The organism is Lacinutrix sp. MEBiC02595 (assembly GCF_053601555.1).
Genome location: NZ_JBSHNU010000180.1, coordinates 1 through 23,798 on the forward strand (window position 1 = coordinate 1; position 23,798 = coordinate 23,798).

At 32.3% G+C, this 23,798-nt stretch carries 21 protein-coding genes and 1 tRNA gene; 10 read left to right on the plus strand and 12 right to left on the minus strand.

Annotated elements, in window-relative coordinates:
- The 3 genes from ACVCZW_RS03730 to ACVCZW_RS03740 all read right to left on the minus strand — a co-directional run.
- Positions 1-261: hypothetical protein (locus ACVCZW_RS03730; protein WP_452231680.1), on the minus strand; the 261-nt coding region annotated here is incomplete at its 3' end.
- Positions 262-341: 80 nt separating this feature from the next.
- A complete protein-coding gene (locus tag ACVCZW_RS03735; RefSeq protein ID WP_452231681.1) occupies positions 342-2,537 on the minus strand; it encodes a hypothetical protein in 2,196 nt (731 codons plus the stop codon).
- A gap of 88 nt (positions 2,538-2,625) precedes the next feature.
- Positions 2,626-4,767, minus strand: coding sequence for a hypothetical protein (locus ACVCZW_RS03740; RefSeq protein ID WP_452231682.1), 2,142 nt, complete (start codon positions 4,765-4,767; stop codon positions 2,626-2,628).
- A 234-nt stretch (positions 4,768-5,001) separates the two neighbouring features.
- Between ACVCZW_RS03740 and ACVCZW_RS03745 the strand changes: the two genes are divergently transcribed.
- Entirely contained in the window at positions 5,002-5,514 is a 513-nt protein-coding gene (locus ACVCZW_RS03745) for a DUF3124 domain-containing protein (protein ID WP_452229193.1), read from the plus strand.
- 22 nt (positions 5,515-5,536) lie between these two features.
- Here ACVCZW_RS03745 and ACVCZW_RS03750 read toward each other — a convergent pair whose 3' ends face one another.
- From ACVCZW_RS03750 to ACVCZW_RS03780, 7 genes are all read right to left on the minus strand, one after another.
- Entirely contained in the window at positions 5,537-7,291 is a 1,755-nt protein-coding gene (locus tag ACVCZW_RS03750; protein ID WP_452229192.1) for a sodium:solute symporter, read from the minus strand.
- A gap of 188 nt (positions 7,292-7,479) precedes the next feature.
- Positions 7,480-10,005 (minus strand): PIG-L family deacetylase, encoded by a 2,526-nt coding sequence (locus ACVCZW_RS03755; RefSeq protein WP_452231761.1) that lies wholly within the window; start codon positions 10,003-10,005, stop codon positions 7,480-7,482.
- Between the two features lie 79 nt (positions 10,006-10,084).
- On the minus strand, positions 10,085-10,630 hold the full coding sequence (locus tag ACVCZW_RS03760) for a mechanosensitive ion channel domain-containing protein (RefSeq protein ID WP_452229191.1): 546 nt from the start codon (positions 10,628-10,630) through the stop codon (positions 10,085-10,087).
- Positions 10,631-10,720: 90 nt separating this feature from the next.
- Positions 10,721-11,308 (minus strand): Maf-like protein, encoded by a 588-nt coding sequence (locus ACVCZW_RS03765; RefSeq protein ID WP_452229190.1) that lies wholly within the window; start codon positions 11,306-11,308, stop codon positions 10,721-10,723.
- Positions 11,308-12,222, minus strand: coding sequence for a geranylgeranylglycerol-phosphate geranylgeranyltransferase (locus tag ACVCZW_RS03770; RefSeq protein WP_452231683.1), 915 nt, complete (start codon positions 12,220-12,222; stop codon positions 11,308-11,310). Before ACVCZW_RS03770 ends, ACVCZW_RS03765 begins: the two co-directional genes overlap by 1 nt.
- 70 nt (positions 12,223-12,292) lie before the next feature.
- Positions 12,293-12,823, minus strand: coding sequence for a KdsC family phosphatase (locus tag ACVCZW_RS03775; RefSeq protein ID WP_452229188.1), 531 nt, complete (start codon positions 12,821-12,823; stop codon positions 12,293-12,295).
- A gap of 5 nt (positions 12,824-12,828) precedes the next feature.
- Positions 12,829-13,623, minus strand: a complete 795-nt coding sequence (locus ACVCZW_RS03780) for a Rossmann-like and DUF2520 domain-containing protein (protein WP_452229187.1) — start codon at positions 13,621-13,623, stop codon at positions 12,829-12,831.
- 84 nt (positions 13,624-13,707) lie between these two features.
- Here ACVCZW_RS03780 and ACVCZW_RS03785 point away from each other — a divergent pair, with 84 nt between their 5' ends.
- The 3 genes from ACVCZW_RS03785 (at position 13,708) to mscL (ending at position 17,970) form a co-directional block, all read left to right on the plus strand.
- Complete coding sequence (locus ACVCZW_RS03785) at positions 13,708-14,112, plus strand: group III truncated hemoglobin (RefSeq protein WP_452231684.1); 405 nt, start codon at positions 13,708-13,710, stop codon at positions 14,110-14,112.
- A gap of 220 nt (positions 14,113-14,332) precedes the next feature.
- Entirely contained in the window at positions 14,333-17,506 is a 3,174-nt protein-coding gene (gene ccsA / locus ACVCZW_RS03790; protein WP_452229185.1) for a cytochrome c biogenesis protein CcsA, read from the plus strand.
- Between the two features lie 17 nt (positions 17,507-17,523).
- Positions 17,524-17,970, plus strand: coding sequence for a large conductance mechanosensitive channel protein MscL (gene mscL / locus ACVCZW_RS03795; RefSeq protein WP_452229184.1), 447 nt, complete (start codon positions 17,524-17,526; stop codon positions 17,968-17,970).
- On the opposite strand, the gene ACVCZW_RS03800 is transcribed toward mscL, so the two are convergent.
- Both ACVCZW_RS03800 and ACVCZW_RS03805 read right to left on the minus strand, forming a co-directional pair.
- Positions 17,967-18,347, minus strand: a complete 381-nt coding sequence (locus ACVCZW_RS03800; RefSeq protein WP_452229183.1) for a hypothetical protein — start codon at positions 18,345-18,347, stop codon at positions 17,967-17,969. The two genes, mscL and ACVCZW_RS03800, sit on opposite strands and share 4 nt — an antisense overlap.
- 213 nt (positions 18,348-18,560) lie before the next feature.
- The gene (locus ACVCZW_RS03805; RefSeq protein WP_452229199.1) at positions 18,561-19,130 is read right to left on the minus strand and encodes a pseudouridine synthase; all 570 of its coding nucleotides are present in this window, start codon (positions 19,128-19,130) and stop codon (positions 18,561-18,563) included.
- Between the two features lie 254 nt (positions 19,131-19,384).
- Between ACVCZW_RS03805 and ACVCZW_RS03810 the strand changes: the two genes are divergently transcribed.
- The 6 genes from ACVCZW_RS03810 to ACVCZW_RS03835 all read left to right on the plus strand — a co-directional run bounded on the left by ACVCZW_RS03810 (position 19,385) and on the right by ACVCZW_RS03835 (position 23,768).
- On the plus strand, positions 19,385-19,540 hold the full coding sequence (locus tag ACVCZW_RS03810; RefSeq protein ID WP_452229182.1) for a hypothetical protein: 156 nt from the start codon (positions 19,385-19,387) through the stop codon (positions 19,538-19,540).
- 100 nt (positions 19,541-19,640) lie between these two features.
- On the plus strand, positions 19,641-20,798 hold the full coding sequence (locus tag ACVCZW_RS03815; RefSeq protein WP_452231685.1) for a trans-sulfuration enzyme family protein: 1,158 nt from the start codon (positions 19,641-19,643) through the stop codon (positions 20,796-20,798).
- Positions 20,791-21,681: a 23S rRNA (adenine(1618)-N(6))-methyltransferase RlmF gene (gene rlmF / locus ACVCZW_RS03820; RefSeq protein ID WP_452229180.1), complete on the plus strand. Its 891-nt coding sequence runs from the start codon at positions 20,791-20,793 to the stop codon at positions 21,679-21,681. The genes ACVCZW_RS03815 and rlmF overlap by 8 nt, the downstream gene beginning before the upstream one ends.
- Positions 21,682-21,870: 189 nt before the next feature.
- On the plus strand, positions 21,871-22,587 hold the full coding sequence (bshB1, locus tag ACVCZW_RS03825; RefSeq protein ID WP_452231686.1) for a bacillithiol biosynthesis deacetylase BshB1: 717 nt from the start codon (positions 21,871-21,873) through the stop codon (positions 22,585-22,587).
- A 541-nt stretch (positions 22,588-23,128) separates the two neighbouring features.
- Positions 23,129-23,204 (plus strand) — tRNA-His (locus ACVCZW_RS03830).
- Between the two features lie 84 nt (positions 23,205-23,288).
- Positions 23,289-23,768, plus strand: coding sequence for a hypothetical protein (locus ACVCZW_RS03835; RefSeq protein ID WP_452231687.1), 480 nt, complete (start codon positions 23,289-23,291; stop codon positions 23,766-23,768).
- Positions 23,769-23,798 lie beyond the last annotated feature (30 nt).

Sequence of the window (23,798 nt, forward strand, 5' to 3'; positions counted from 1 at the left end):
ATAGATGTTTATGTGCAAATTTGTGGTTCTATAACTTGGTGTTTCCGTGATATCATAAGCTACATAGGTTTTAAACCAAATGTCTTCTCCTGAAAAATATACAGACTTATTAGTATGCAGCGAAAATTTTTCTAAATACTCTTTGTGTAAAAAGTTGTTTTCTTTAACAAATGTATTTGTTGCAGCGCTTTTATCATTTTGTGCTAAACTTATATTAAAAACAAAAAATAGTACTAAAAGTAATTTGTTCGCGTATTGCATATTTGTAGGAGTTTAGTGTTAAAAGTAGTAAATTTTTTATTAAGTATTCCTAAAATAAGTATTCCTAAAACTAGTGGCGATTAATTCCTCTTTACTAATTCTATTACTTTATAGATTAAATCACCATCAGCATTAAACCCATTGATGATTAGTTTTATCTTTTCGTATTTAGATTTTTTGATTTTTAAAATATTAGAACGATTAGGTTTTACAGTAAAATTAGGAACCCAATCTATAGCTTTAAAATAATAGGTGGATTGTAAATCTTGAAAGTACAGTTTGCTATCCGCAAGCGTACTCTTTTTCATGTTAAAACCGACTTGTGTTTCATAGTCTTTAGCAAAAATCGTTTTGTTTCTTTTGCGACTAAAACCTTTTCTAGTTATTAAGTTTATAGCACCTCCAGATCCTTGCAGACCATAACCAGCTCCAGACATATTAACGGTAATTAGTTCAAAATCGGTAACGCTATATTCAGCGATATCTAAACCATCGGTTTGATTCATCGGAGCACCATCAATAAAAAATAACATGAGCGCTGTGGATGTGATACTTGTAGGTCTTGTTTTGAGTATTGTGTAGGTCCCGTTATCTAATTTTTGTGTGCGAATTCCTGGCAGAGCTTCAAGATATTCTATCAGACTTTTTACGCCATCTTTCTCCAAATCAATTAAATGATCTTGAGAAAACCCTGCGCTAATTCCTAAATACGGATTTTCTTTTTTAATTTCTTTTAATCGTTGTTGTTCTTTGTTAACTATATCTTTTAAAAAGACTTCTTCCAGTTCTTCTATTTCTTTGTTTACCGGAAAGAGATTCACTATTTCACTATTGTTATTCTCTTCTTTTGCTTTTTCTTCCGTAGTATTTTTAACGGTGATTTTTTTGACGGTATTATTTTTTAAAATACTATCTGCTTTATACGCAACAAAATCTTTATAAATATAGAATTCCCCTTTTGCGATTTCTCCTTTCTTGTTTACTAAAGAAAGCTTGTAATCGGAAGGGTATTTTATTAGTAAATTTTTGAATTCAAATTTTTTATCGGAACTAATAGGGCTAGTTATTAATAAATTGTTTGCGTGGGAGGTGAGCATAACGCTATAATTCTTGGTATTCTGTATTTTAGTATTAACGGTTCCAGTAATTTGTAAACCATTTTCATTTTCAAGAATAGGTGTTATGTTTGTTCTGTTTTTATATGGAAAAGCATCGTAAGAACTACTTGTTGCTAAAACATCATCCGTATTAGCCAATAGTGTTTTAGTAATGGTAGCCTCTTTATCTATAGCTTTTGTTTGTTCATGTAAAACCGAAATACTAATATTAGTTTCTTTCAGGATGTTTAATAATTTAAGATCTAAGCTTATGGAATCGCTGGTTTCTTTTAATATACTAGAAGTGATATCTATTTCCTTTTCCGGTTTATGGTAATAATTACACTGTGCTAAAATGTTATTTTGTTGGTTAAAAACAGTAATCGTATTTGTGCCTTTAAATAAATCAATGGTATTAAAATTTAGCGTGTAGGTATTAATTCCTTGTATTAACTTTATTGGAGCAACAGATTTTGCGGATCCTTTTTTGTGTAAGACGGCATAGACGAATTTTTCTTTTTCCGCTGCTACAGTATTACTATTGGTTTTTAGTTGAAACGTAACAATCTCTTTATTTCTAGGCTCTTTTTTTTGTAGTATGTATCCTATTTTATTTTCTGCAACGAATGCTTCTTTTGTATTGTTTTTCAGGTTAGCTATTTCATTGTCTTCTATTGTTTCTATAGAAGTTGTAGTATCCTCTATATTGTAAATTTGAATAGGAAAAAGAGCACCTTCCTTAAAGTTTTTATTCCATTGCGTGTTTAATTGAATGGTGTAATTCCCTGTTTTTAGGTCTTTCGGAATTGGAATAGATCCATAAGAAGTTCCGTTATCGGTATAAAACAATTCGCTTAAAACCAATTTATTGTCAGAGTCGTATAAGTTAATATGAAGATTAGAAGTTTCTAGAGATGGTTTGTTGTTTTCTTCGTGAACCACATAGGCTTTGAAAAATATTTCCTCTTGAGAGAAATAAATGCTTTTGTTGGTGTGTAAATAAAAACTCTCTAAATTATAGGTGTTAAAATAACCATTATTAATAATATTAGAGATCGGGTCTTTGCTTGTGCTGTTTTGAGAAACAAGTGAATTGGGTGCAAAGGCACTATCGTTTTGCGCTAAACTGATATTAAAAATAAAGAATAATACCAATAGTAAAGCAGTAGAATATTTCATGTTTTTATACGTTTAGCGCTAAAGATATTTATTTCATCTATATAAAAATAATTAGTATTGATAAATAATTTTTCACCATTCTATGTGTTTATAATTCTATTACTTTATAGATTAAATCACCATCTGTATTAAACCCGTTGATGATTAGTTTTATATTTTCATTTTTAGGTTTTTTTATTTTCAAAATATTAGAACTATTCGGTTTTAAAGTGTAGTTCGGGATCCAGTCTATAGCTTTAAAATAATAGTTGGATTGCAAATTTGGAAAGTATAATTTACTATCTTCTAGCGTGCTTTTTTCTATGTTAAAGCCTATCTCTGTTTCGTAGTCTTTTGTAAAAGTGGTTTGGTTTTTTTTATAATTCAAATTACCTCTGGTTATTAAGTTTATAACGCCATTGGATCCTTGCATACCATAACCTGCTCCAGAAATATTTATAGTTATTAATTCAAAATCGGTTACATTTAGGTGTGCAATATCTAATCCATCTTCTTGACTAAAAGGCATGCCGTCTACAAATACAGACATAAGGGATGCGTTAGCACCCTTATTTAAAGTAGTTTTCCTGTCTTTATATATTCTAATAACCCCAAAATCATAAACTACTCGTATTCCTGGAATTTTCATTAAATAATCAGTAAGACTTGCATTACTGTCTTTATCTAAATCAATCATGTACTCGTCTGAAAACCCAGAGCTAATTCCTAAATACGGATTCTCTTTCTTTATTTCTTTAATTCTTTTTCTTTCTATAGATATCACATCCTTTAGAAAAACCTCTTCCAATTCTTCTATTTCTTTATTTACAGGGAAGTAATTAACTATATCGTTTTTATCTTCTTTGACTTTTTCTTCCGTAGTATTTTTAACGGTGATTTTTTTGACCGTATTATTTTTTAAAATACGATCTGCTTTGTAGCCAATAAAGTCTTTATAAATATAGAATTCTCCTTTTGCGATTTCTCCTTTCTTGTTTACTAAAGAAAGCTTGTAATCGGAAGGATGTTTTAGTAGTAAATTATGGAATTCAAATTTTTTATCAGAACTAATAGGGCTCGTTACTAATAAATTGTTTGCATGAGAGGTCAGCATAACGCTATAGTCTTTGGTGTTCTTTATTTTAGTATTAACGGTTCCAGTAATTTGTAAACCATTTTCATTCGCTAGAATTGGTATTGTATTTGTTCTGTTTCTATACGGAAAAGCATCGTAAGAGCTGCTTGTTGCTAAAACATCATCCGTATTTGCTAGTAATGTTTTAGTAATGGTAGCATTACTATCTACCGCTTTCGTTTGTTCATGTAAAACGGAAATACTAATATTAGTTTCTTTCAGGATGTTTAATAGTTTAATATTTAAACGTATAGAGTCGCTGGTTTCCGTTAATACACTAGAGGTAATATCTATTTCCTTTTGTGGTTTATTGTAATAATTTCTTTGTGCTAAAATTTTATTTTGTTGGTTAAAAACAGTAATCGTATTTGTGCCTTTAAATAAATCAATGGTATTAAAATTTAGCGTGTAGGTATTAATTCCTTGTATTAACTTTATTGGAGCAACAGATTTTGCAGATCCTTTTTTATGCAAAACAGCATAGATAAATTTGTCTTTTTCTGCTACGACAGTAGTGCTGTTGGTTTTTAGCTGAAACGTAACCATATCCTTGTTTTTAGGTTCGGTTTTTTGTAGTACGTACCCTATCTTATTTTCAATAAGTAATACTTCTTTTAGATTGTTTTCCGTGCTAAGTATTTCATTGTTTTCTATTGTTTCTATAGAAGTTGTGGTATCCTCTATATTATAAATTTGAATAGGAAAAAGAGCGCCTTCCTTAAAGTTTGTATTCCATTGTGTGTTTAGTTGAATGGTGTAATTTCCTGTTTTTATGTCTGTCGGAATTGGAATAGATCCATAAGATGTGCCGTTATCGGTATAAAACAATTCGCTTAAAACCAGTTTATTATCAGAGTCGTATAAGTTAATATGAAGATTAGAGGTTTCTAGAGATGGTTTGTTGTCTTCTTCATGTACCACATAGGCTTTAAAAAATATTTCCTCTTGAGAGAAATATATGCTTTTGTTGGTGTGTAAATAAAAACTCTCTAGGTTATAGGTGTTAAAATAACCATTATTAATAACATCGTAAAGCGGTTCTTTAGGTGTGTTATTTTGAGAAAAGGAAAAAGTAGTAATTAATAAACCAGTAAAAAAAAGTAGTAGTTGTCTCATAGTTTAGGTTTTAGTAGTCGAAGCCTCACAAATATTGTGCCTTAAATTAACATTTTGTTAAGAAATCATTTTTTCTATTATAAAACTATATTTATTAAAATAGTAAGTTAAATTTGTGATGCTTTATTATTTCTCTTAAATTATTAGGATGTAAAGAGGATTGCGATTACATATACTTACCATAGATTTACAGGAGATATAGATATAGGTCAAATGGTTTAAAAATTATTAAATATGAAAAATGTATTACTAGTAACTTTGGTTGTTTTATCGGTTTTTGGATGTGATGAGAAAGCAAAATATGATGCTTTACCATCTACGAATTGGCAATCTATAAAATGGGAAAAAAAATTAAACGATTCCCTAAAAGCAGGATCTACCTATTTATCTGTTTACTCGCAAGTATATAGTACTACAGAACATAAAACACATGATTTAACAGCAACAGTAAGTATTAGAAATATTAATAAAAGGGATACTATTTTTGTGAAAAACGCCAATTATTTTGATACTAAAGGGGACTTAACAAAAACGTATTTTGAAAAACCAATTTTTATAAAACCCATGCAAACTATAGAGATTGTTATAGCGGAAAAAGATAAATCTGGCGGGACTGGAGCCAATTTTGTTTTTGATTGGTTAACACCAAAAAACGCTCAGGCTCCTTTTTTTGAAGCCGTAATGATTACAACCTATGGGCAACAAGGTTTATCTTTTACTACACAAGGGATATCTATAAATGAATAATTAGTTTCCTCTAAAACTTCTATTAAAGCATTACAACATAGCCAAAACTGCATAAAGCAACGGCAATTAGAGATAAAGCTAATCTGCTATTATTTCTTAAATCTTTAAACGAAATAAGCAAAGCGATAGCCATCACTAGCATACAACCGACAAAGTTTAACCATAAAAACGGAAGGTTTATAAATTCGTATTCATTTAAAAGAAATAAGCTAATTACAAGTACTTGTGTAATTAATGCAGCCACAAAAACAGCATTTGCTTTTACCGTTTTAAAGAAAAATGCCAGAAGGAAAATCCCCAAAACATTGCCATAGAAAATAGAACCTATGATATTCACTAATTGAATTAAATTTTCGGCAAGATTGGCTACGCAAGCCACGCCAATGGCTATAATTCCCCAAGCTAATGTAAATAATCTGGAGGTTTTAACCATTTCTTCGTCTGTCTTCTCACTCGTATTACGCTTGTACAAATCGATAGTAGTAGTACTTGCTAAAGCATTCAATTCACTAGAAGTACTAGACATTGCAGCACTTAAAATAACCGCCAATAATAAACCAATCAATCCTCTTGGTAAGTTGTTTAAAATAAAGTGAATAAACACATAATCTTTATCGTTGCTTTCCACTTTTACTTGTTGTGCTTCACCAGCTTTATCAATTAAAAGTTTTGCTTCGTTTCTAATATCATCACTTGCTTGATTTGCTAGGTGGATGTAGTTTTTTAGCTGTTCGCTTTCTTCCGCAGTATATTTATTTATTAAGATTTGCTTGTCGTTAAATATTTTTTCTTGTTCTAGCTGAAGTCCTTTGTATGCTTCTGCATATTCCGAATTTAAAACGACCTCCGTTGCTGTCGGATTAAAATTCATTGGCGCAGGATTGAATTGATAAAACACAAATACCATCACACCAACTAGTAAAATAAAGAATTGCATAGGTACTTTTAATAGACCGTTAAAAATCAATCCTAATTGCATTTCTCTTAGCGATTTACCAGAAAGATAACGTTGCACCTGACTTTGGTCGGTACCAAAATAGGAAAGCATTAAAAAGGTTCCACCAATAATTCCAGACCAAAATGTATAGCGATTATTTAAATTGAAAGAGAAGTCTAAAACCTCCATTTTTCCGCTAGCTCCAGCAATATCTAAAGCTTTAGAAAAAGTAATATCTGCAGGTAGTTTATTAATGATTAAAACAAAAGCGATCACCATTCCTGTGAAAATCACAACCATTTGATGTTTTTGTGTTACGTTTACAGCACGTGTACCACCAGAAACAGTATAAATAATTACTAGAACTCCAATAATGATGTTTAGTAATAATAAATTCCAACCAAGTACCGCAGATAATATAATTGCCGGAGCGAAAATGGTAATTCCTGCTGCCAGACCACGTTGTATTAAAAATAGAATAGCCGTTAGCGTTCTTGTTTTTAAATCGAATCTAGTTTCTAAAAATTCATAAGCAGTATAGACTTTGAGCTTGTGATATAACGGAATAAAAACCATGCAAATCACAACCATGGCTATTGGTAATCCAAAATAGAATTGCACAAAACCCATTCCGTCATTAAATGCTTGTCCGGGAGTAGAAAGAAAAGTAATAGCACTTGCTTGCGTTGCCATTACCGATAAACCAATGGTCCACCATTTAGAAGAGTTTCCGCCTTTTAAAAAATCTTGAACGTTTTTACTGCCACGCGTTTGCCATGTTCCATAACCAACAATAAGTAATAAAGTACTAATAAGTACAATCCAATCTAATGTTTGCATAATTTATAGTGCTTTGGTTATAAAGTAAAAAACAAGGATATAGATTGCGTTGGCTACAAGTACTAGTGTGTACATGTTACTCCATTTGTATTTTGGTTGGTTCATTACAGTTAGTTTTAAAGATGGTTTGAAACGAAGTTATTCTAGGTCGCACTTGTTCAAAGTTTACGACAAGCTCATATGGAAATTTAGTGCTTTATTGCGTTTTCGGTATTCATATTCTCTTTACCAATACTCAACATATTTGCAAATAGGCGATATGCTCCAGAAACGCCAGCAGGAAATTCTCTAAAGAAACTCAGTCCGGTGTATATATAATATCCTTTTCCGTGTTTAGCAACTAGCAAACTTCCTTTTTTTGCAGATTCTCCTTTATCATGCATCGATAGAATAGGAGTGAACTCCTTAGACCATTTATTTGGGAAATATAAACCACGTTCTTGTGTCCAGCCTTCAAAATCTTGTTCTGTTATTTTATTCGGAAAATTAAGTAACTCATGATCGGGTTTTAACAAAGTTACTTTCGCATTTTCGTCGGTTACACGATCTCTAGAAAGTTCTAAAGAATACGGAGCAAGTGCTTCGGTTTTTAATCTATGGTTCGTGTTGTATTGCACAATCATGTTTCCACCATTAGCTACAAAATCAAATAAAGCTTGTTGTTTAAATTTTAAGGTTTCTACCGTATTGTATGCTCTAATACCCACAACAACAGCATCAAATTTGCTTAAAGTTTCTGCGTTTATATCGTCTGGTTTTATAGTAATAACGTTATAACCAATTTGTTGTAAACTTTCTGGAACCACATCTCCAGCACCTTCAATATATGCAATGTTTTCACCTCTTTTTTGAATGTCTAAACGAACGATTTTACTTTCACTTGGTAATAGAACCGTTTGAAACGGAATGTGGTCATAGTCCATTTCAATAAGCTCTTTGGTGTATGTCTTTTCACCAACGTGAACCATCGGCGTTATTAATCCTTCACTTTGATTTTTTGGAGGAATAATAGTAAAAATTAAAGTCTGCTCTTGTCCTTTATACGTTATTGAAAATTTTTGTTTCTCTGGAAAAACACTCCAATCTTTAGGATGAGCAATTTCTACAAATCCTTCTAAATTATCTCTTCCTGCGCGAACAACTACCGGGATTTCTTTTTGTGAATCATTTTCAAAAATGATTACTTTTTCTGCGATTTTAGCGGAAGCTTCTGGAGTGATTTCAAAAGGTTTATACACTTCACCTTTTACAGGATCGTTGGTTTTGTAGATTATTGGCTTTGTGAAACTAATAGGAACATTATTAATATTTAAATTAAAAGACACATTAAAATAACGTGGTGTTTCGGGCTTTCCAATGAGGCTTTTATCATCCACTTGATACATACCAAGCGTTCCTTTTTTTGTTAACCAATATGGCGTGGTTACTTCTTGGTTTGCTTTTACTGTAAAGGATTTTTTAAGTGCTAAATTTTCGTTTTTTGCTAATATTTTTTCTTCGGAAACAACAGCGTCCTCATTAATTTGTATCCCTTTTAATTGTACGTTTTCAGAAGCTCTATTAATAAGCTCCAAGTTTAAATTTACCGTTTCATTTGCTGTTGCGTGATTGTTTTCAGCTACTGCTTCTAAGTATAATCCTGCGCAATTGTAGATGAGGTTTTTTATTTCTTCGGATTTAATTTGCTTCCAATGGGTATCTTCTAATTTTTCAATTAATGTATATGCTTTTAGTAATTCTGGAATGGAAGCGGAAGGGTTTGTAAAATCGAAATCTTTTTCTACTTGGTATAAAATGTTTCCTATAGCATTTCCGCCAGTAATACGATTCCATGTGGTATCAATTCCTTCAAAAATATTGGATTTATCCGAAGGCATTTCCCCTTTAATCAATTCGATATATTCCATTTGGCTACCACGAGTTCCTGTGTTACCAAATCCTTGTGATTTATGCTGACTTCTACTTAAGGAAGCAATTTCAGTATTACTCAATCCGCTAGACGCATAATATGCACCAATATCAAAGTTTAAAAGTTTGCTTTTATCGGCTTTATCAAATTTTTCCTGACTTCCATAAAACCACCAAGAGGTATTAAAAAATACACGTTGTGCCTGCCAAACGCTAGCGTTATTTAGTTGGCTTGGGTACTTTGATTTGTCGTTTGTAATATCGAATGCCTCCAAGCTCAACATTGCAGAACTGGTATGATGACCATGTGTAGACCCTGGACTTCTGTGGTCAAATCGATTAATAATAATGTCTGGTTTAAATTGTCTAATAGCCAAAACAACATCACTTAAAACTTCTTCTTTGTTCCAAATAGCCAATGTTTCGTCTGGATGTTTGGAATACCCAAAATCGTTAGCTCTTGTAAACCGTTGTTCGCCTCCATCTATATTTCGTGCCGTAAGTAATTCTTGGGTTCTTATTACACCAAGAAGTTCTCTAATTTCTGGACCAATTAAGTTTTGTCCGCCATCACCTCGAGTCAGCGATAAGTAAGCAGTGCGTGCTTTTACATGATTTGCCATGTACGAGATTAAACGTGTATTTTCGTCATCTGGATGTGCAGCAACGTATAAAACAGATCCTAAAAAATTAAGTTTTTTTATAGATTCGAAAATCTGGGAAGCGTTTGGTTTTTTAGGTTGTTGTGCTTGTGAGCTTGTAACGGTAAATAGAGAAATAAAAAAATAGAGTAGTAGCTTGCGCATCATTTTAGTTAGTTTAGTAACCAAATATAAAAAAGATACTAGCGTGTAGAATGGTTTTAGTCTTTATTTAACTTAATATTTAGATTAGGTCAGAGCCATGTTCAAAATCTTCAATAGCATCTTTTTGAATTAGTGTTACCGCTTTTTGTAAGATGAGGTTATTGGGATAGGTTACTAAATCACCATTATCTTGTCTTAGATGTAATTGAAAAGCTCTAATGTCTTCTATAATAGCTTCTATTGGGAAATCTTTATCGTGAATTTGAATTTTATCTCCAACTTTATACGGAAAAGAGAAAAACATAATTACTCCAGAAGTAATATTACTTAATATAGACCAAATTGCAAAAAGGGCGATTCCTATTACAGCAAAAACAGAAGAGAATACTAAAGCGAGATCTTCTACTTGTGCACCAAAAATAAAAGATTCTATAAGTAATCCAATAAAAAATAAGGTTACCGAAGTGTATCTATTTATTAATTGAATTCTAGCTTTGTTTATTTCTGATTTTCTTCCGATTTTACGAATAGAAATTTTTAAAATAAACGATAAGACTAGTAATAAGCCTATAACAATTAAAGAATTTATTAGTTGGTCGTTATAAGTAGCAAAAAAATCTTTCATTAAAATTTATATTTTATTTCCACGAAAGTGGTAATCCTTATTGAAAGGCAAAGATAATTCAGATTTTGTTCTAAAAGAAACAACTTGTGATTAGTTTACCATTTCAAGAAGTGTTTGATAAACCAAATGAAGTGGTAGGCCCATTACATTATAATGAGAACCTTCAATTTTTGTAATTCCGATGTAGCCAATCCAGTCTTGAATGCCGTAAGCGCCTGCTTTATCGTACGGTTTAAAGTTATCTAGGTAGTAATTAATTTCTTCATCAGACAACTTTTTAAAAGTTACTTTGGTGACATTACTTACTGTTTTTTCAGAAGTTTTAGTCGTAAAGCAAACCGATGTAATTACTTCGTGGGTTGCATTGCTTAAAGATTTTAATATTTGAAATGCTTCGTCTTTATCTCTTGGTTTTCCTAATGCTTTTTTGTTGTGCCAAACAATGGTATCACTAGTTACTAAAATATCTTTTTCTTGTAAACCTTCTTTAAAAGGAAGGGATTTTAATTGCGCTAAATAATCTGTGATTTCAAAATGGCGAAGCTTCTCTGGATATTCTTCAATAACAGGTTTTAATTGTATTTGGAAGTCTAGATCTAAATCTTTAAAAAATTGTTGTCGTCTAGGCGAAGCAGATGCAAGAATTAGGTTGTATTTTTTTAGTTTTTCTTTCAGCATTATTTTAGAATTAAAGGATAAAGTAGCATAGAAAGCATTCCGAAAAGCATAACAAACTTTAAAATAATACTTATATGGGTGTAGTCTTTCTTTGCTTTAGCAGAAAATATTTTGATACTACTATAAATAAGAGGTGCTATAATTAGTAATAAAAAATAGGCTACCGCGAGTTCTTGTTTATATAAAAAGGTAGTGACGTAATAAACAACGGCAAGTATTGGAATTAACGAAAGAACAAAAATGATTTTATTTGTACGATCTCTTCCAATGGCAATTGGTAAAGTATTCATCTGTGCTTTATAGTCACCATCAATATCTTCCATGTCTTTTACCATTTCACGAATGAGGTTTATAATAAAAGCGAAAAAAGCGTAGTCTAAAATAATCTTGAAAAACGTGACTTGTGCATCTTTATTAGAAGCTGTTATGGCAGGAAGTAAATCGAATATACCAACAATAATTAGGCTTAAAGCGACTAAAATAGAAATCACAATATTACCAATAAAAGGGAGTCGTTTTAAATAAGAAGCATACATATAAAGCAGTGCTGAGATAATCACGAACAACGTAAAAAACGGACTTTTACCAACCATATGTGATAAGTAAAAGCCAAGACCAACACCTATAATATTAAGTGCAAAGAATAGATTGTATGCTGTTTTTTCTGAAATAGATGTACCAACAATTACGCGATTCGGTTTGTTTACTAAATCGGTTTCCACATCATAAATATCATTGATTATATTTCCGGCTGCAGCCAAACAAAGCGTTGCTAAAATTAATATAGAAATACCTAAACCGTGTAATGTAATGGTAACTCCAAAAGGCTCGAAAAGCGCATATTTAATGAGTAACTGTACTAAAAGGATCAGTAAAAGGTTTTTCCAGCGAATAAGGTTTAGAATGCTAAGCATTTAATGAAAAGTTAATAAGGAATAATTAATAATGTTGTCACTAATACACGAATGTTTTTTTTACTAAACACTAATCATACTTGGCATCAAAACTTCCATTCCATTTTCCTTGTACTTTAAGTACTTGCTCAATAACATCACGAACAGCACCTTTTCCACCATTTTTATGTGAAATATATTTAGAAATACTTTTAATCTCTGGAACAGCATCCTGCGGACAACAAGGTAATCCAACCAATTTCATAACTGGAAAATCTGGTATATCGTCACCCATATATAAAGCGTTTTCTAATTTTAAATCGTGCTTTTCTAGGTAATCGTTAAGTTGCTCCGTTTTATTATGCGCGCCAAGGTAAATATCTGTCAGGCCTAAATTCTCTAGACGTTTTCTAACACCTTCATTACTTCCGCCAGAAATAATGCATACATGATATCCTTTATCTACCGCGGTTTTTAAAGCGTAACCATCTTTAATATTCATGCGTCTTAGCATCTCACCAGAAGTGGTAATAGTTACTGTTCCATCTGTTAAAACACCATCTACATCAAAAATAAATGTAGTAATTTGATTGAGGTATTCTTTATAGCTTTTGTCTTCCATCGTATTTAATTTTTAATAGATTTTTCTGTTGATTTTACAGCAGGATTATGTGTTTTTTGTATCGATTTAGTAAGTAGTTGGTAAACTTCTTTGTGGTGTTTATCGGTTAGCGCTTTTAAATGTTTTTTTATCGTCTTTTTGTCATTGCGTTTTGCAGGACCAGTTTGCGCTAGAAAAGGAGAAACTTCATCTAGTTTCCTAGCAGTTTCTTTAATTAATGGTTTTAGAATTTCAAACTCTGCACCTTGAGATTCTGTGATTTCATGCGCTAATCTATAAATCTGATTGGTGAAATTATTCACAAAAACAGCAGCCAAATGCAAAGCAGCACGTTGATCACTATTTACTTTATGCGGCTGACTACCAATAGCTTTTGCCAATTTTTTTAATATTGGAAGGTCTTCTTTGTTTTTAAGCGCTTCTAGACATAAAGGAACATCCGAAAAATCTACATTTGCCGCTTTGCTAAACGTTTGCAACGGATAGAAAACACCTCGTTTGTTTTTTTTGTCAATAGCATACAAGCTTACACTACCAGAAGTATGCACCACTAATCTATTTTCAAATGGAAGTTGTGAAGATAAATCGGCAACGGCATCATCGCTTACCGCTAAAATATAAATATCTGCTTCTACTAAATCCTCTAAATTATCGGTAATTGCAACTTTGGTTTTATACTTTTCAATAGTTCTTAAATTTCTATTATACCATTGCTTTACAGTTACTTTCTCCGCGTTTGTAAAAGCCTTATATAAATGTGTTGCTACATTTCCTGCGCCAAGTAATACTATGTTAATCATTTTGCTAAAATAATAAGAATAATCAATTACTAATTAAGAATATTTAATTCCTTTGTTTAAAAATAAAGACTTAATTTCGAATACATGAATAAATCCGATATAAATACTCGAGAAGATATCTTTTTATTAGTTTCCAATTTTTATGAAAAAGTAAAAGTAGACGAAAAGCTTGGGCCATTTTTTAATGATACAATTAAAGATTGGGAAGCACATCTAGACCATTTAACTAGTTTTTGGGAAACCAGTCTTTTTATGACCAAAAAACTAGAAAAAAAATACCATGGCAATCCTTTAGAGGCACATGTTAAAGTGGATAAAAAATTTAATCATACTATTGATAATTTACACTTTGGCATATGGCTAAATTTATGGTATCAAACTCTAGATGAGTTGTTTGAAGGTGAAATTGCAGATAATGCAAAAAGAAGAGCGCGAAAAATGGGCACTTTTATGTATATGAATATTTTTGCTGCGAGAGGGAAGGAGTAGGCATTGTTGCTTAAATAGTATGCCGTATGTTATGATAAAATTCTTATTACAGATTTAGCGCCGCAATAACTACTTTGTGAATTTACATCTTTGGAAGTGCTTTAACTTCTATTTCATGTTTCAAATGATGTTACAGTTTTAACTTCAATTTTAACTTCATTATTGGTTTTAAACAAACAAAAATCTGTAAATTTGCACGAGCAAAAAAAAGCTTGTTATTATGTTAAAAAAACTCTCCAATATTCTGTTTTCAACTAGACTAACTGCTATACTTTTTATTCTATTTGCAACCGCAATGGCTGTTGGTACTTTTATGGACGCAGGAATGGATACCTCGCCAACGCCATACAGTAGAAATTTAGTATATAACACCTGGTGGTTTGAGGGAATTATGCTGTTTTTTGTTATTAATTTTGTTGGAAATATTTTTAGATTCCGATTATATAAAAAAGAAAAATGGGCAACATTAATATTGCATTTATCTTTCATATTTATATTATTAGGTGCATTTATTACACGTTATGCTAGTTTTGAAGGTATGATGCCAATTCGTGAAGGAGCTACTGAAAATAAATTCTTATCCCAAAAAACATACATTACAACTTATATTGATGGAGACTATGAAATTGATGGTATTCCGCAACGATTACCAGTAGAACGTGCGGTAGATTTTTCGCCTCGTTTAGAAAATAGTTTTGAAGTAGATGTTCGTTATAATAACCAACCAGTTAGTATTTCTTTAGAGAAATTTGTTGGAGGAGCAGAAGAAGATATAATTCCAAATGAAACTGGAGAAGAATATCTTAAAATAGTGGAAGCAGGAGGAGAAGGACCTCATAATCACTTTTTAAAATCTGGAGAAGTACAAAGTATTCATAGTGTTTTAATAGCATTAAATAAGCCAACCAAAGGAGCCATAAACATTACGCAAGAAGGAGATCAGCTAAACATTAATTCCCCTTTTGAAGGAGAATATATGACTATGGCAACCATGGCAACAGGAACCTTAGTAAAAGACAGCTTGCAACCATTAATTTTACGTTCTCGTTATGTAATTGGTAGTATGCAAATGGTTTTTCCTAAACCTGTGGTAAAAGGAGATTTTGGTATTGTGCAAAAATCACAAATGCTAAAAGGTGATGAAGATGGTATTGTTTTAAAAGTAACTGCAAATGGGGAAACCAAAAATGTTGGATTACTTGGTGGACCATATAAAAATAATGCTTTTAAACAGGTTAAAATAGGAGGTTTAGACTTTGCATTCCGTTACGGAGCAAAGGTTTTAGAGCTTCCTTTTAATATTAAATTAAACGATTTTATAGCAGAACGCTATCCTGGTACAGAAAGAAGTTATTCTTCTTACGCTAGTGAAGTGACGGTTTTAGATGAAAATGGAGGGGACTTCGATTATAGAATTTTTATGAATAATATTCTAAACCATGGCGGTTATAAGTTTTTTCAATCAAACTTCGATCCAGATGAAAAAGGAACCATTCTTTCTGTAAACCATGATTTTTGGGGAACTTGGATTACCTATTTAGGATATTTCTTATTGTACTTTGGTATGATAGCTATATTCTTTTCTAAAGGATCTAGATTTGGAGACCTAAGAAGACATTTAGATAAGATTAAAGCCAAAAAAGCAAAATTACTTTCCGTAGTGTTTCTTTGTTTTGCAATGCAGACTTTTGCACAAGAAGAGCAACACCAAGCGCCTACAGGAGCACAAATTGATTCTATTTTAATCGCTAATGCGACACCAAAAGAACATGCCGATAAATTTGGACGATTAGTTATTCAGGATTTAAGTGGTCGTATGATGCCAATGAATACATATGCATCCGAGTTAGTTAGAAAAATACATCATAGCGAAACGTATGCAGGATTAACACCTAATCAAATATTACTTTCTATAAGCGAGAGTCCGTTGCTTTGGTATAACGTGCCAATTATATACCTAAAGCCAATGCAAACAGATTCGCTTAAAACTATTTTAGGTATTCCAAAAGATAAAAAATATGCAACTATTGTAGATTTCTTTGATGAAAACTTAAGCTATAAGTTGAATCCGTATTTAGAAGATGCGTATAAAACGAAATCACCTAACGGGTACCAAAAGGAATTAAAGTTAGCAGATCAACGCGCAACTATTTTGTCTAATGCGATTGAAGGATTAACACTAAAAATATTTCCAATTCCGGAAGACGATAATAATAAGTGGATCTCTCCTTTAGAATATAGAAAAGAAGGTTACAAAGAAAAAATTACAGATTCACTTTACGGAAACTTTGTGAATTCTGGATTTTCAGCATATTTATTTACTTTAAATAAAGCGAAACAATCTGGAGATTACTCGGAAGCTGAGAAATTATTAGAATCCTTTAATAAAACACAGCATAAATACGGAAGTACGGTAATGCTTAACGACAATAAGATAAGCGCAGAGATTAGCTATAACAAATATAATATCTTTAAAAAACTGTATCGTTATTACTTGTTAGCAGGATTTTTAATGTTTGTGTTTTTAATCACGCAAATATTAAGTAGTAAAAGAAAAGGTATCGATGTTGCTGTAAAAATTAGTAAGTGGCTAATTATAGCTTTATTTATTATTCATACTGTTGGTTTAATAGCACGTTGGTATATTTCTGGTCATGCACCTTGGAGTGATACCTATGAAACCATGTTATATGTAGCTTGGTCTGCAATGTTATTTGGTTTATTCTTTGGAAGAAAAAGTGACTTAACCATTGCTTCTACCGCATTTGTAGCTTCTATTATTTTGTTCTTTGCGCATCAAAACTGGTTAGATCCAGCGATTGCAAACCTGCAACCCGTTTTAAATAGTTACTGGTTAATGATACATGTATCTATTATTGTAGCTAGTTATGGACCGTTTGTTCTAGGAATGATTTTAGGAATCGTTTCTCTTATCTTAATGATTGCAACTACAGATAAGAATAAAGAAAAAATGTTAGTCAATATCAAAGAGTTGACCATTATAAATGAAATGGCTTTAACGGTTGGTTTAGTGATGCTTACTATTGGGAACTTTCTTGGTGGTATGTGGGCAAACGAAAGTTGGGGAAGATATTGGGGTTGGGACCCTAAAGAAACTTGGGCTTTAATTAGTATTATGGTATACGCGTTTGTAATTCACATGCGTTTGGTTCCTGGACTTCGTGGTCGTTTCGGTTTTAATCTGATGTCTATAATTGCTTTTGCAAGTATCATGATGACCTACTTCGGCGTGAACTTTTATCTAGCAGGATTACACTCTTATGCAAGTGGAGATCAAGTAATGAGCGTCAAAATTATAGGGATTTCTTGTGCAATGGTAACCCTATTAGGTTTCTTTGCGTATAGAAAGTATGCTAAGTTTTATAAGAAATAAACTATAAAATATTCCAGATGAAATTTTTAAAAGAGTTTAAAGAGTTTGCCGTAAAAGGCAATATGATGGATATGGCAATCGGTATTATTATTGGAGCATCTTTTAATAAAGTAATAGATGTGCTAGTAAAGAAGGTGATGATGCCGCCTTTGTCTTTAATGACAGATGGTTTAAACTTTCAAGATAAAAAGTATATCCTTCGGGATGCAGTAGTCAATAGTGAAGGCGTGATTACAACCAATGAGGTTGCCATGGAATATGGGACTTTCTTTGAAGTCTCTCTAGATTTTATAATCGTTGGAGTAACCGTGTTTTTAGTGGTAAAGGCGATGAATCGATTGCGCACAAAAGCGCACGACGAAAAAGACACAACAGTGGCTACTCCCAAGGATATTGAGCTTTTAGCAAAGCTCACCGATTTAATGGAGGAACAAAATAAATTACTAAAAGCTACTAAAAATTAAGGTAATTTAATAGGCTCTTTGTCTAGATTAAGATCGTCAAGCATATCTTGTGTAAACTTGTAATGACCACGACGTGTGATTACTTTAAATCTATCGTCTTTCATTCTCGTTAAAACATCTAAAAAGCGCCATTTAGATTTTAAAAGAGTAGGTTCTTCACTTTTTAAACCAATTTCAAAATAGTGTTTTCTTCCTGCTTTTTCGGCTACAATATCTGGCGTTATTATAGTATCCGTACCTTGACTTTTTTTGGTGTAAGACTTTGGAGTTTCATAACCTTCTACATCTGCTTGAATGTTATCAAAGCCTTTGTTTTCTAGGTATAAGATGCTTTCTTTTAAAAAATCTAAATTTACGTGTTTGTCTGCTGTTGTCATAACGTGCAAGATACAAAAAAATAATAAAAGAAACCCAATCTGTAAAATAATTAACAAAATATAATTCGCTGATATGCAGATGGTTAAAATTTTATTTTTAACCAAAAAAGGTAGTGATTTAATTGGGGATAGGGCTTAAAACTTTAATATTTAGAGGTCTATGTGCTAATTTTAAAATATTATTATTTTTAGTTAAATGGAAGAAAAGCAGCTTTAAAAGTTGTTTACTTCTTCTATTTCTCCAGCTTTTACTTTTAATAATACATCTCCAATTCGTATTCTTACCAAACGTAAAGTTGGGTAGCCAACTGCGGCGGTCATTTTACGTACTTGTCTAAATTTACCTTCCGTTAGTGTTATAGAAACCCAAGACATTGGTCCGTGTCTTGCATCTCGAACTTTTCTATCTGCTAAAGGAAAAGCATCTACTGTAGATATGCTTTTCACTTTACAAGGTTTCGTGGTATATTTTGCACCATGTATTCCAATTTCAACACCTTCTTGTAATTGTTTTATAGCTTCCCTAGTAATTATTCCATCCACTTGTGCGTAATATTCTTTTTCTACTTTAGCGCTTCGTATGGTTTCACTAACTTTTCCGTTAGTAGTTAAAAGTAGTAAGCCTTCCGAGTTTTCATCCAATCTGCCAATGGCCATTGTTCCTTCAGGGAAATCATATAATTCGCCTAACAAACGTTTGTTCTTCCGCTTATTTTGATTGTTTATTAACTGACTTAAATAACCATAAGGTTTGTGAAGTATAAAATGCTGATGTTTGGTGATTGCACTCAAATTAATGTAGTTTTCTTGTAGTAGCAATGTACTTACTTTATTTATAAGGGGTAGATGTTTATTGCATAAAATAAAAGTTTATTGCAATGTGGGGAGCAAAAGGGTTTATTAAAAGCAAAAAATATTTTACATTTACATATGCCAGAACCTAAAGGATAAGGCAGAGCGTTAAGAAAGCCTCTAGTAGAGGCTTTTAGCGAATGAGCCAGCTGGCGCGAAGGAGAATTGCGTTAAAAAATATAAATATGCCTAAACCAAAAGGACAAAAAAACACAAAGAACAAGAAAAAGCACTCCAAGCTTATCGCTAGAAAAGTGAATAAGCAAAAAGCAGAAAAAGTGTTACGTAAAGAGCGTCTTAAAGAAATAGTGAAACGTGCTAAAGGAGAAGCGGAAGATTAAGCCGATTTGTGCATTACACGATTCTTACTAAGGACTTTCTTTTAACCAACGGTTTGCCACAATTTTTCCATAACTTTATAGCATAAAAAGCACTGCAATTATGGAAAATAATAAACTAGGTATCAATACCGTTTGTACACATGTTGGCGAAACACCAGATACGCAATTTAAAGGAGCGGTTTCTCCAATGTTTTTATCTTCATCCTATGAGTTTATGGATGTGGATGTTAAGCGATATCCGAGATATTTCAATACCCCAAATCAAGAATATCTAACTAAAAAAATTGCAACTTTAGAGCATGCAGAAGCTGCAATGATTTTTGGTTCTGGAATGGCAGCTATTAGCACTGTTTTGTTAGCTTTCTTAAAAGCGGGAGATCATGTGGTGGTGCAAAATGATATTTATGGAGGAACACGAAATTTGATCGAAAAGCATTTTGAGGATTATAACATAGCATTCACTTTTACGAAAGATTTGAAAATTCCTTCCTTTAAAGATTGTATACAGTCAAACACCAAACTTATTTATATTGAAACACCTTCTAATCCGCTTTTAAAATTAGTAGATATGGAAGCTGTAGCGACTTTGGCAAAATCGGAAAATATTTTGTCTGTAATAGATAATACGTTTGCTAGTCCTATTTTACAAAACCCAGTAGATTTTGGAATAGACATTGTTTTGCATAGCGCAACCAAATATTTTGGAGGCCATAGTGATATTTGTGCCGGAGCTGTTGCAGCAACGCAAGTACATATAGATAGTATCTGGAGAACAGGAATTGCCCTTGGTGGAAATCTGAGTGATTTTACTGTTTGGATGCTAGAACGAAGTATGAAAACCTTAGCCATTCGTGTAAAAGCACAACAACGCAATGCAAGAAAATTAGCCAAGTTTTTAGAGGCACATAAAGCGATTGAAAAAGTATATTATCCTGGTTTGAAAAGTCATGAAAATCATGAGATAGCAAAAAAACAAATGAAAGGTTTTGGAGCAATGCTTTCTTTCGAATTAAAAAAAGAAATAGATGCAGAAGCATTTTTAAAAGCACTTAAACTTATAAAGCCTTCTATGAGTTTAGCAGGAGTAGAAAGTACGATGTTACTTCCCGCAAAAACGTCACATTCCTTATTAACTGCCGAAGCTAGAAAAGAACAAGGAATAAAAGATGGATTGATTCGTTTTTCGGTAGGAATAGAGTCGAAAAAAGATTTGATTAATGATATGGAACAAGCTATAAAACAAATTACGAATGCATAAAAAGAACAAACATATAAAAGGGTACGATTTTGAAACACTTTTGAAGGAGTTTCCTAACTTAGAACCTTTTGTTTTCACAAATACCCACGGAACGCAAACGATAGATTTTGCAAATCCGGAAGCAGTAAAAACACTTAATAAAGCATTACTAAAAACGTATTACAATATTGATTATTGGCAATTTGCAGATGCGCATTTATGTCCGCCAATTCCTGGTCGTGTGGATTATATTCATCATTTAGCAGCGTTGTTAAAACCTTATAATTTTAAAAATGAAATACAAGCTTTAGATATTGGTACAGGCGCGACTTGTATTTATCCTTTACTTGGTTTTTCGGAATACCAATGGCATTTTGTAGGAACAGATGTAGAAAACGCTTCCTTGAAAAATGCACAAACTATAGTCGATAAAAATAAATTGAATGCAAATATTACTTTGCGTTTGCAAAAGGAAAAGGCACATGTATTAAATGGAATATTAAATCCTAAAGATGCTTTTATGGTTAGTATGTGTAATCCTCCTTTTTATAAAGACGAAGAAGAGGCGCTTGAAGCGACACAACGTAAGTTAAAAGGTTTAGGGAATGAAGGGAAACAAGCCGTTAGAAATTTTAGCGGAACCGCAAGCGAGCTTTGGTTTACTGGTGGCGAAAAAGCCTTTTTACACACCTATTTATATGAAAGCTCTTTACATAAAAATAATTGCTTTTGGTTTACAAGTTTGGTTTCCAATAAAGCTTTAGTGAAGTCTATGCAGAAATCACTGAAGAAGTTAGGAGCAACGGAAGTAAAGGTAATTAATATGCAGCTTGGTAATAAAATAAGTAGAGTAGTAGCTTGGACCTTTTTAACTAAAGAGGAACAAAGTAAGTGGTTGGTATAGATTTGTCATTCTGACTAAAATGGAGGAATCTTTAAGTAGATTTCTCGATAAGCTTGAAAGACGATGCAGTTATTCGTAAACAAATTTTTGAATTGCGACTAATACCCAAATAATATAATTAATTGTAATTTTGTAATAGTTTAAAATAAGGCGATTTCCGATTTCTCGCAAATAAAAAATAAATTTTCAATGAAACTAGATATATTAGCTTTTGGTGCACATCCAGATGATGTAGAATTAGGTTGTGGTGGTACTATAGCAAAAGAAATAAAAAACGGAAAAACGGTTGGTATCATAGATTTAACGCGAGGCGAATTAGGTACTCGTGGTACAGCAGTAACTAGAAAAGAAGAAGCTGCAAATGCTGCTAAAATTTTAGGCGTAACGGTACGTGAAAATCTAGGTTTTGCGGATGGTTTTTTTGTAAACGACAAGCAACACCAATTAGAAATAATTAAGATGATTCGTAAATATCAACCAGAAATTATTCTCTGTAATGCTATTGACGATAGGCATATTGATCACGGAAAAGGAAGTCAATTAGTTAGTGATGCTTGCTTTTTAAGCGGATTGATAAAGATTGAAACCAAAGTAGAAGGAAGCCTGCAAGCACAGTGGAGGCCAAAGCAAGTATACCATTATATACAATGGAAAAATATCGAGCCAGATTTGGTAGTAGATGTTTCCGGATTTATAGATATTAAAATGGAATCTGTTCTGGCATATAGAACACAGTTTTTTGATGCCAATAGTAAAGAGCCTGAAACGCCTATTTCGAGTAGGAATTTTACAGATAGTGTAGATTATAGAGCTAGAGACCTAGGAAGATTGATTGGAGTAACACATGCAGAAGGCTTTACCACAGAGCGTTATGCCGCTGTAGATAGTTTGTTTGATTTAAAGTAGTAGTAATCTTGCGTTTAGTTTTGAAATCCTATTCGTAAACAAGTAATGAATTGCGCTACTTAGTTTTAAATTAAGAATACATTTAAATACTTTTTTTCTTTGAAGAAAAGGAGTTGGAAAGGATATAAAAAAGGATGTGTTTTGTGAAAATGACTTCCCATTTTATGAGAAGGCTCGAATTTCTTTAAAACGGCATCCATTATCTGTAACTAAAGATAGGAGCAAGTTGTAACGCTATTGTGCTAACAACGAAGCTATAAACTAAAGTTTACTGTGGGTATGAATTCTGTTTTTTAAGGAAAGAAAAATAAGTTTATTTTTTTGTAATAATTTTGCAAAAAAATCTTTGCAGTAATTACTAAATGATTTACATTTGCACTCGCATTCTTAAAGAATGTTTATGGTGGTTCTACACTTGTTAGTTGGAACGTCCTTTTGGAAAACTTTTAAAGTTTGAAAATAAAATGGTTGCTTATTAACCCTTGTTGGTTAGAGCGTTCCTTTAGAGAAACTTTTTTAAAGTTTTAAAATAAAACAACATGGTGATTGTAGCTCAGTTGGTTAGAGCATCGGTTTGTGGTACCGAGGGTCGCGGGTTCGAATCCCGTCTTTCACCCAAAAGCAAAAGCTTCTCTTTTTTAAGAGAAGCTTTTTTTGTATATATAGATTGCTATTTTATAAACTATTAAAATTCTCATACCATGAAGAAAACAACGATACTCTTAGTGCTAACGCTCATGATCGCTTCCTTTTGTAATGCGCAAGAAATGGCATTTAAAAGACATTCCTTTACGGGATATACATTTTATGAGGATGGAAATAAATTAGCACTTAATGCCTTAATTGAAAAGGTAGAATCGAATGCCGAAGTTTTGCATTTAGTAAGAAGTGCGAAGTCTAAAAGTATTTTTGCTTCGGTAATTAGTTTTTCTGGAGGTGCTTTAATTGGATGGCCAATTGGTGATGCTATTAGTAGTGGTGATCCTAATTGGGTACTTGCAGGAATAGGAGCAGGATTGGTTATTGTTGCCATTCCTCTTGGATCTAGTGCTAATAAAGATGCTAAGAAAGCGGTGGCGTTATATAATGCGACTTTAAATGCGACGTCTTTTAAAACGGTTAAACCAGAATATCAAATTATAGCGAATGGCACCGGAATTGGTTTGGCTATGCGTTTTTAGTTTCTATAAAATAGCGTAAAAAAAAAGGAG

Bases quoted from the DNA above. Each gene is read 5' to 3' on its own strand.
- bshB1 (WP_452231686.1), top strand. From the start codon at position 21,871: ATGAAACTAGATATATTAGCTTTTGGTGCACATCCAGATGATGTAGAA.
- ccsA (WP_452229185.1), top strand. From the start codon at position 14,333: ATGTTAAAAAAACTCTCCAATATTCTGTTTTCAACTAGACTAACTGCT.
- ACVCZW_RS03780 (WP_452229187.1), bottom strand. From the start codon at position 13,623: ATGATTAACATAGTATTACTTGGCGCAGGAAATGTAGCAACACATTTA.
- ACVCZW_RS03760 (WP_452229191.1), bottom strand. From the start codon at position 10,630: ATGAAAGATTTTTTTGCTACTTATAACGACCAACTAATAAATTCTTTA.
- rlmF (WP_452229180.1), top strand. From the start codon at position 20,791: ATGCATAAAAAGAACAAACATATAAAAGGGTACGATTTTGAAACACTT.
- ACVCZW_RS03745 (WP_452229193.1), top strand. From the start codon at position 5,002: ATGAAAAATGTATTACTAGTAACTTTGGTTGTTTTATCGGTTTTTGGA.
- ACVCZW_RS03815 (WP_452231685.1), top strand. From the start codon at position 19,641: ATGGAAAATAATAAACTAGGTATCAATACCGTTTGTACACATGTTGGC.
- ACVCZW_RS03735 (WP_452231681.1), bottom strand. From the start codon at position 2,537: ATGAAATATTCTACTGCTTTACTATTGGTATTATTCTTTATTTTTAAT.
- ACVCZW_RS03775 (WP_452229188.1), bottom strand. From the start codon at position 12,823: ATGGAAGACAAAAGCTATAAAGAATACCTCAATCAAATTACTACATTT.
- mscL (WP_452229184.1), top strand. From the start codon at position 17,524: ATGAAATTTTTAAAAGAGTTTAAAGAGTTTGCCGTAAAAGGCAATATG.
- ACVCZW_RS03785 (WP_452231684.1), top strand. From the start codon at position 13,708: ATGAATAAATCCGATATAAATACTCGAGAAGATATCTTTTTATTAGTT.
- ACVCZW_RS03770 (WP_452231683.1), bottom strand. From the start codon at position 12,222: ATGCTTAGCATTCTAAACCTTATTCGCTGGAAAAACCTTTTACTGATC.
- ACVCZW_RS03835 (WP_452231687.1), top strand. From the start codon at position 23,289: ATGAAGAAAACAACGATACTCTTAGTGCTAACGCTCATGATCGCTTCC.
- ACVCZW_RS03765 (WP_452229190.1), bottom strand. From the start codon at position 11,308: ATGCTGAAAGAAAAACTAAAAAAATACAACCTAATTCTTGCATCTGCT.
- ACVCZW_RS03800 (WP_452229183.1), bottom strand. From the start codon at position 18,347: ATGACAACAGCAGACAAACACGTAAATTTAGATTTTTTAAAAGAAAGC.
- ACVCZW_RS03740 (WP_452231682.1), bottom strand. From the start codon at position 4,767: ATGAGACAACTACTACTTTTTTTTACTGGTTTATTAATTACTACTTTT.
- ACVCZW_RS03755 (WP_452231761.1), bottom strand. From the start codon at position 10,005: ATGCGCAAGCTACTACTCTATTTTTTTATTTCTCTATTTACCGTTACA.
- ACVCZW_RS03810 (WP_452229182.1), top strand. From the start codon at position 19,385: ATGCCTAAACCAAAAGGACAAAAAAACACAAAGAACAAGAAAAAGCAC.
- ACVCZW_RS03750 (WP_452229192.1), bottom strand. From the start codon at position 7,291: ATGCAAACATTAGATTGGATTGTACTTATTAGTACTTTATTACTTATT.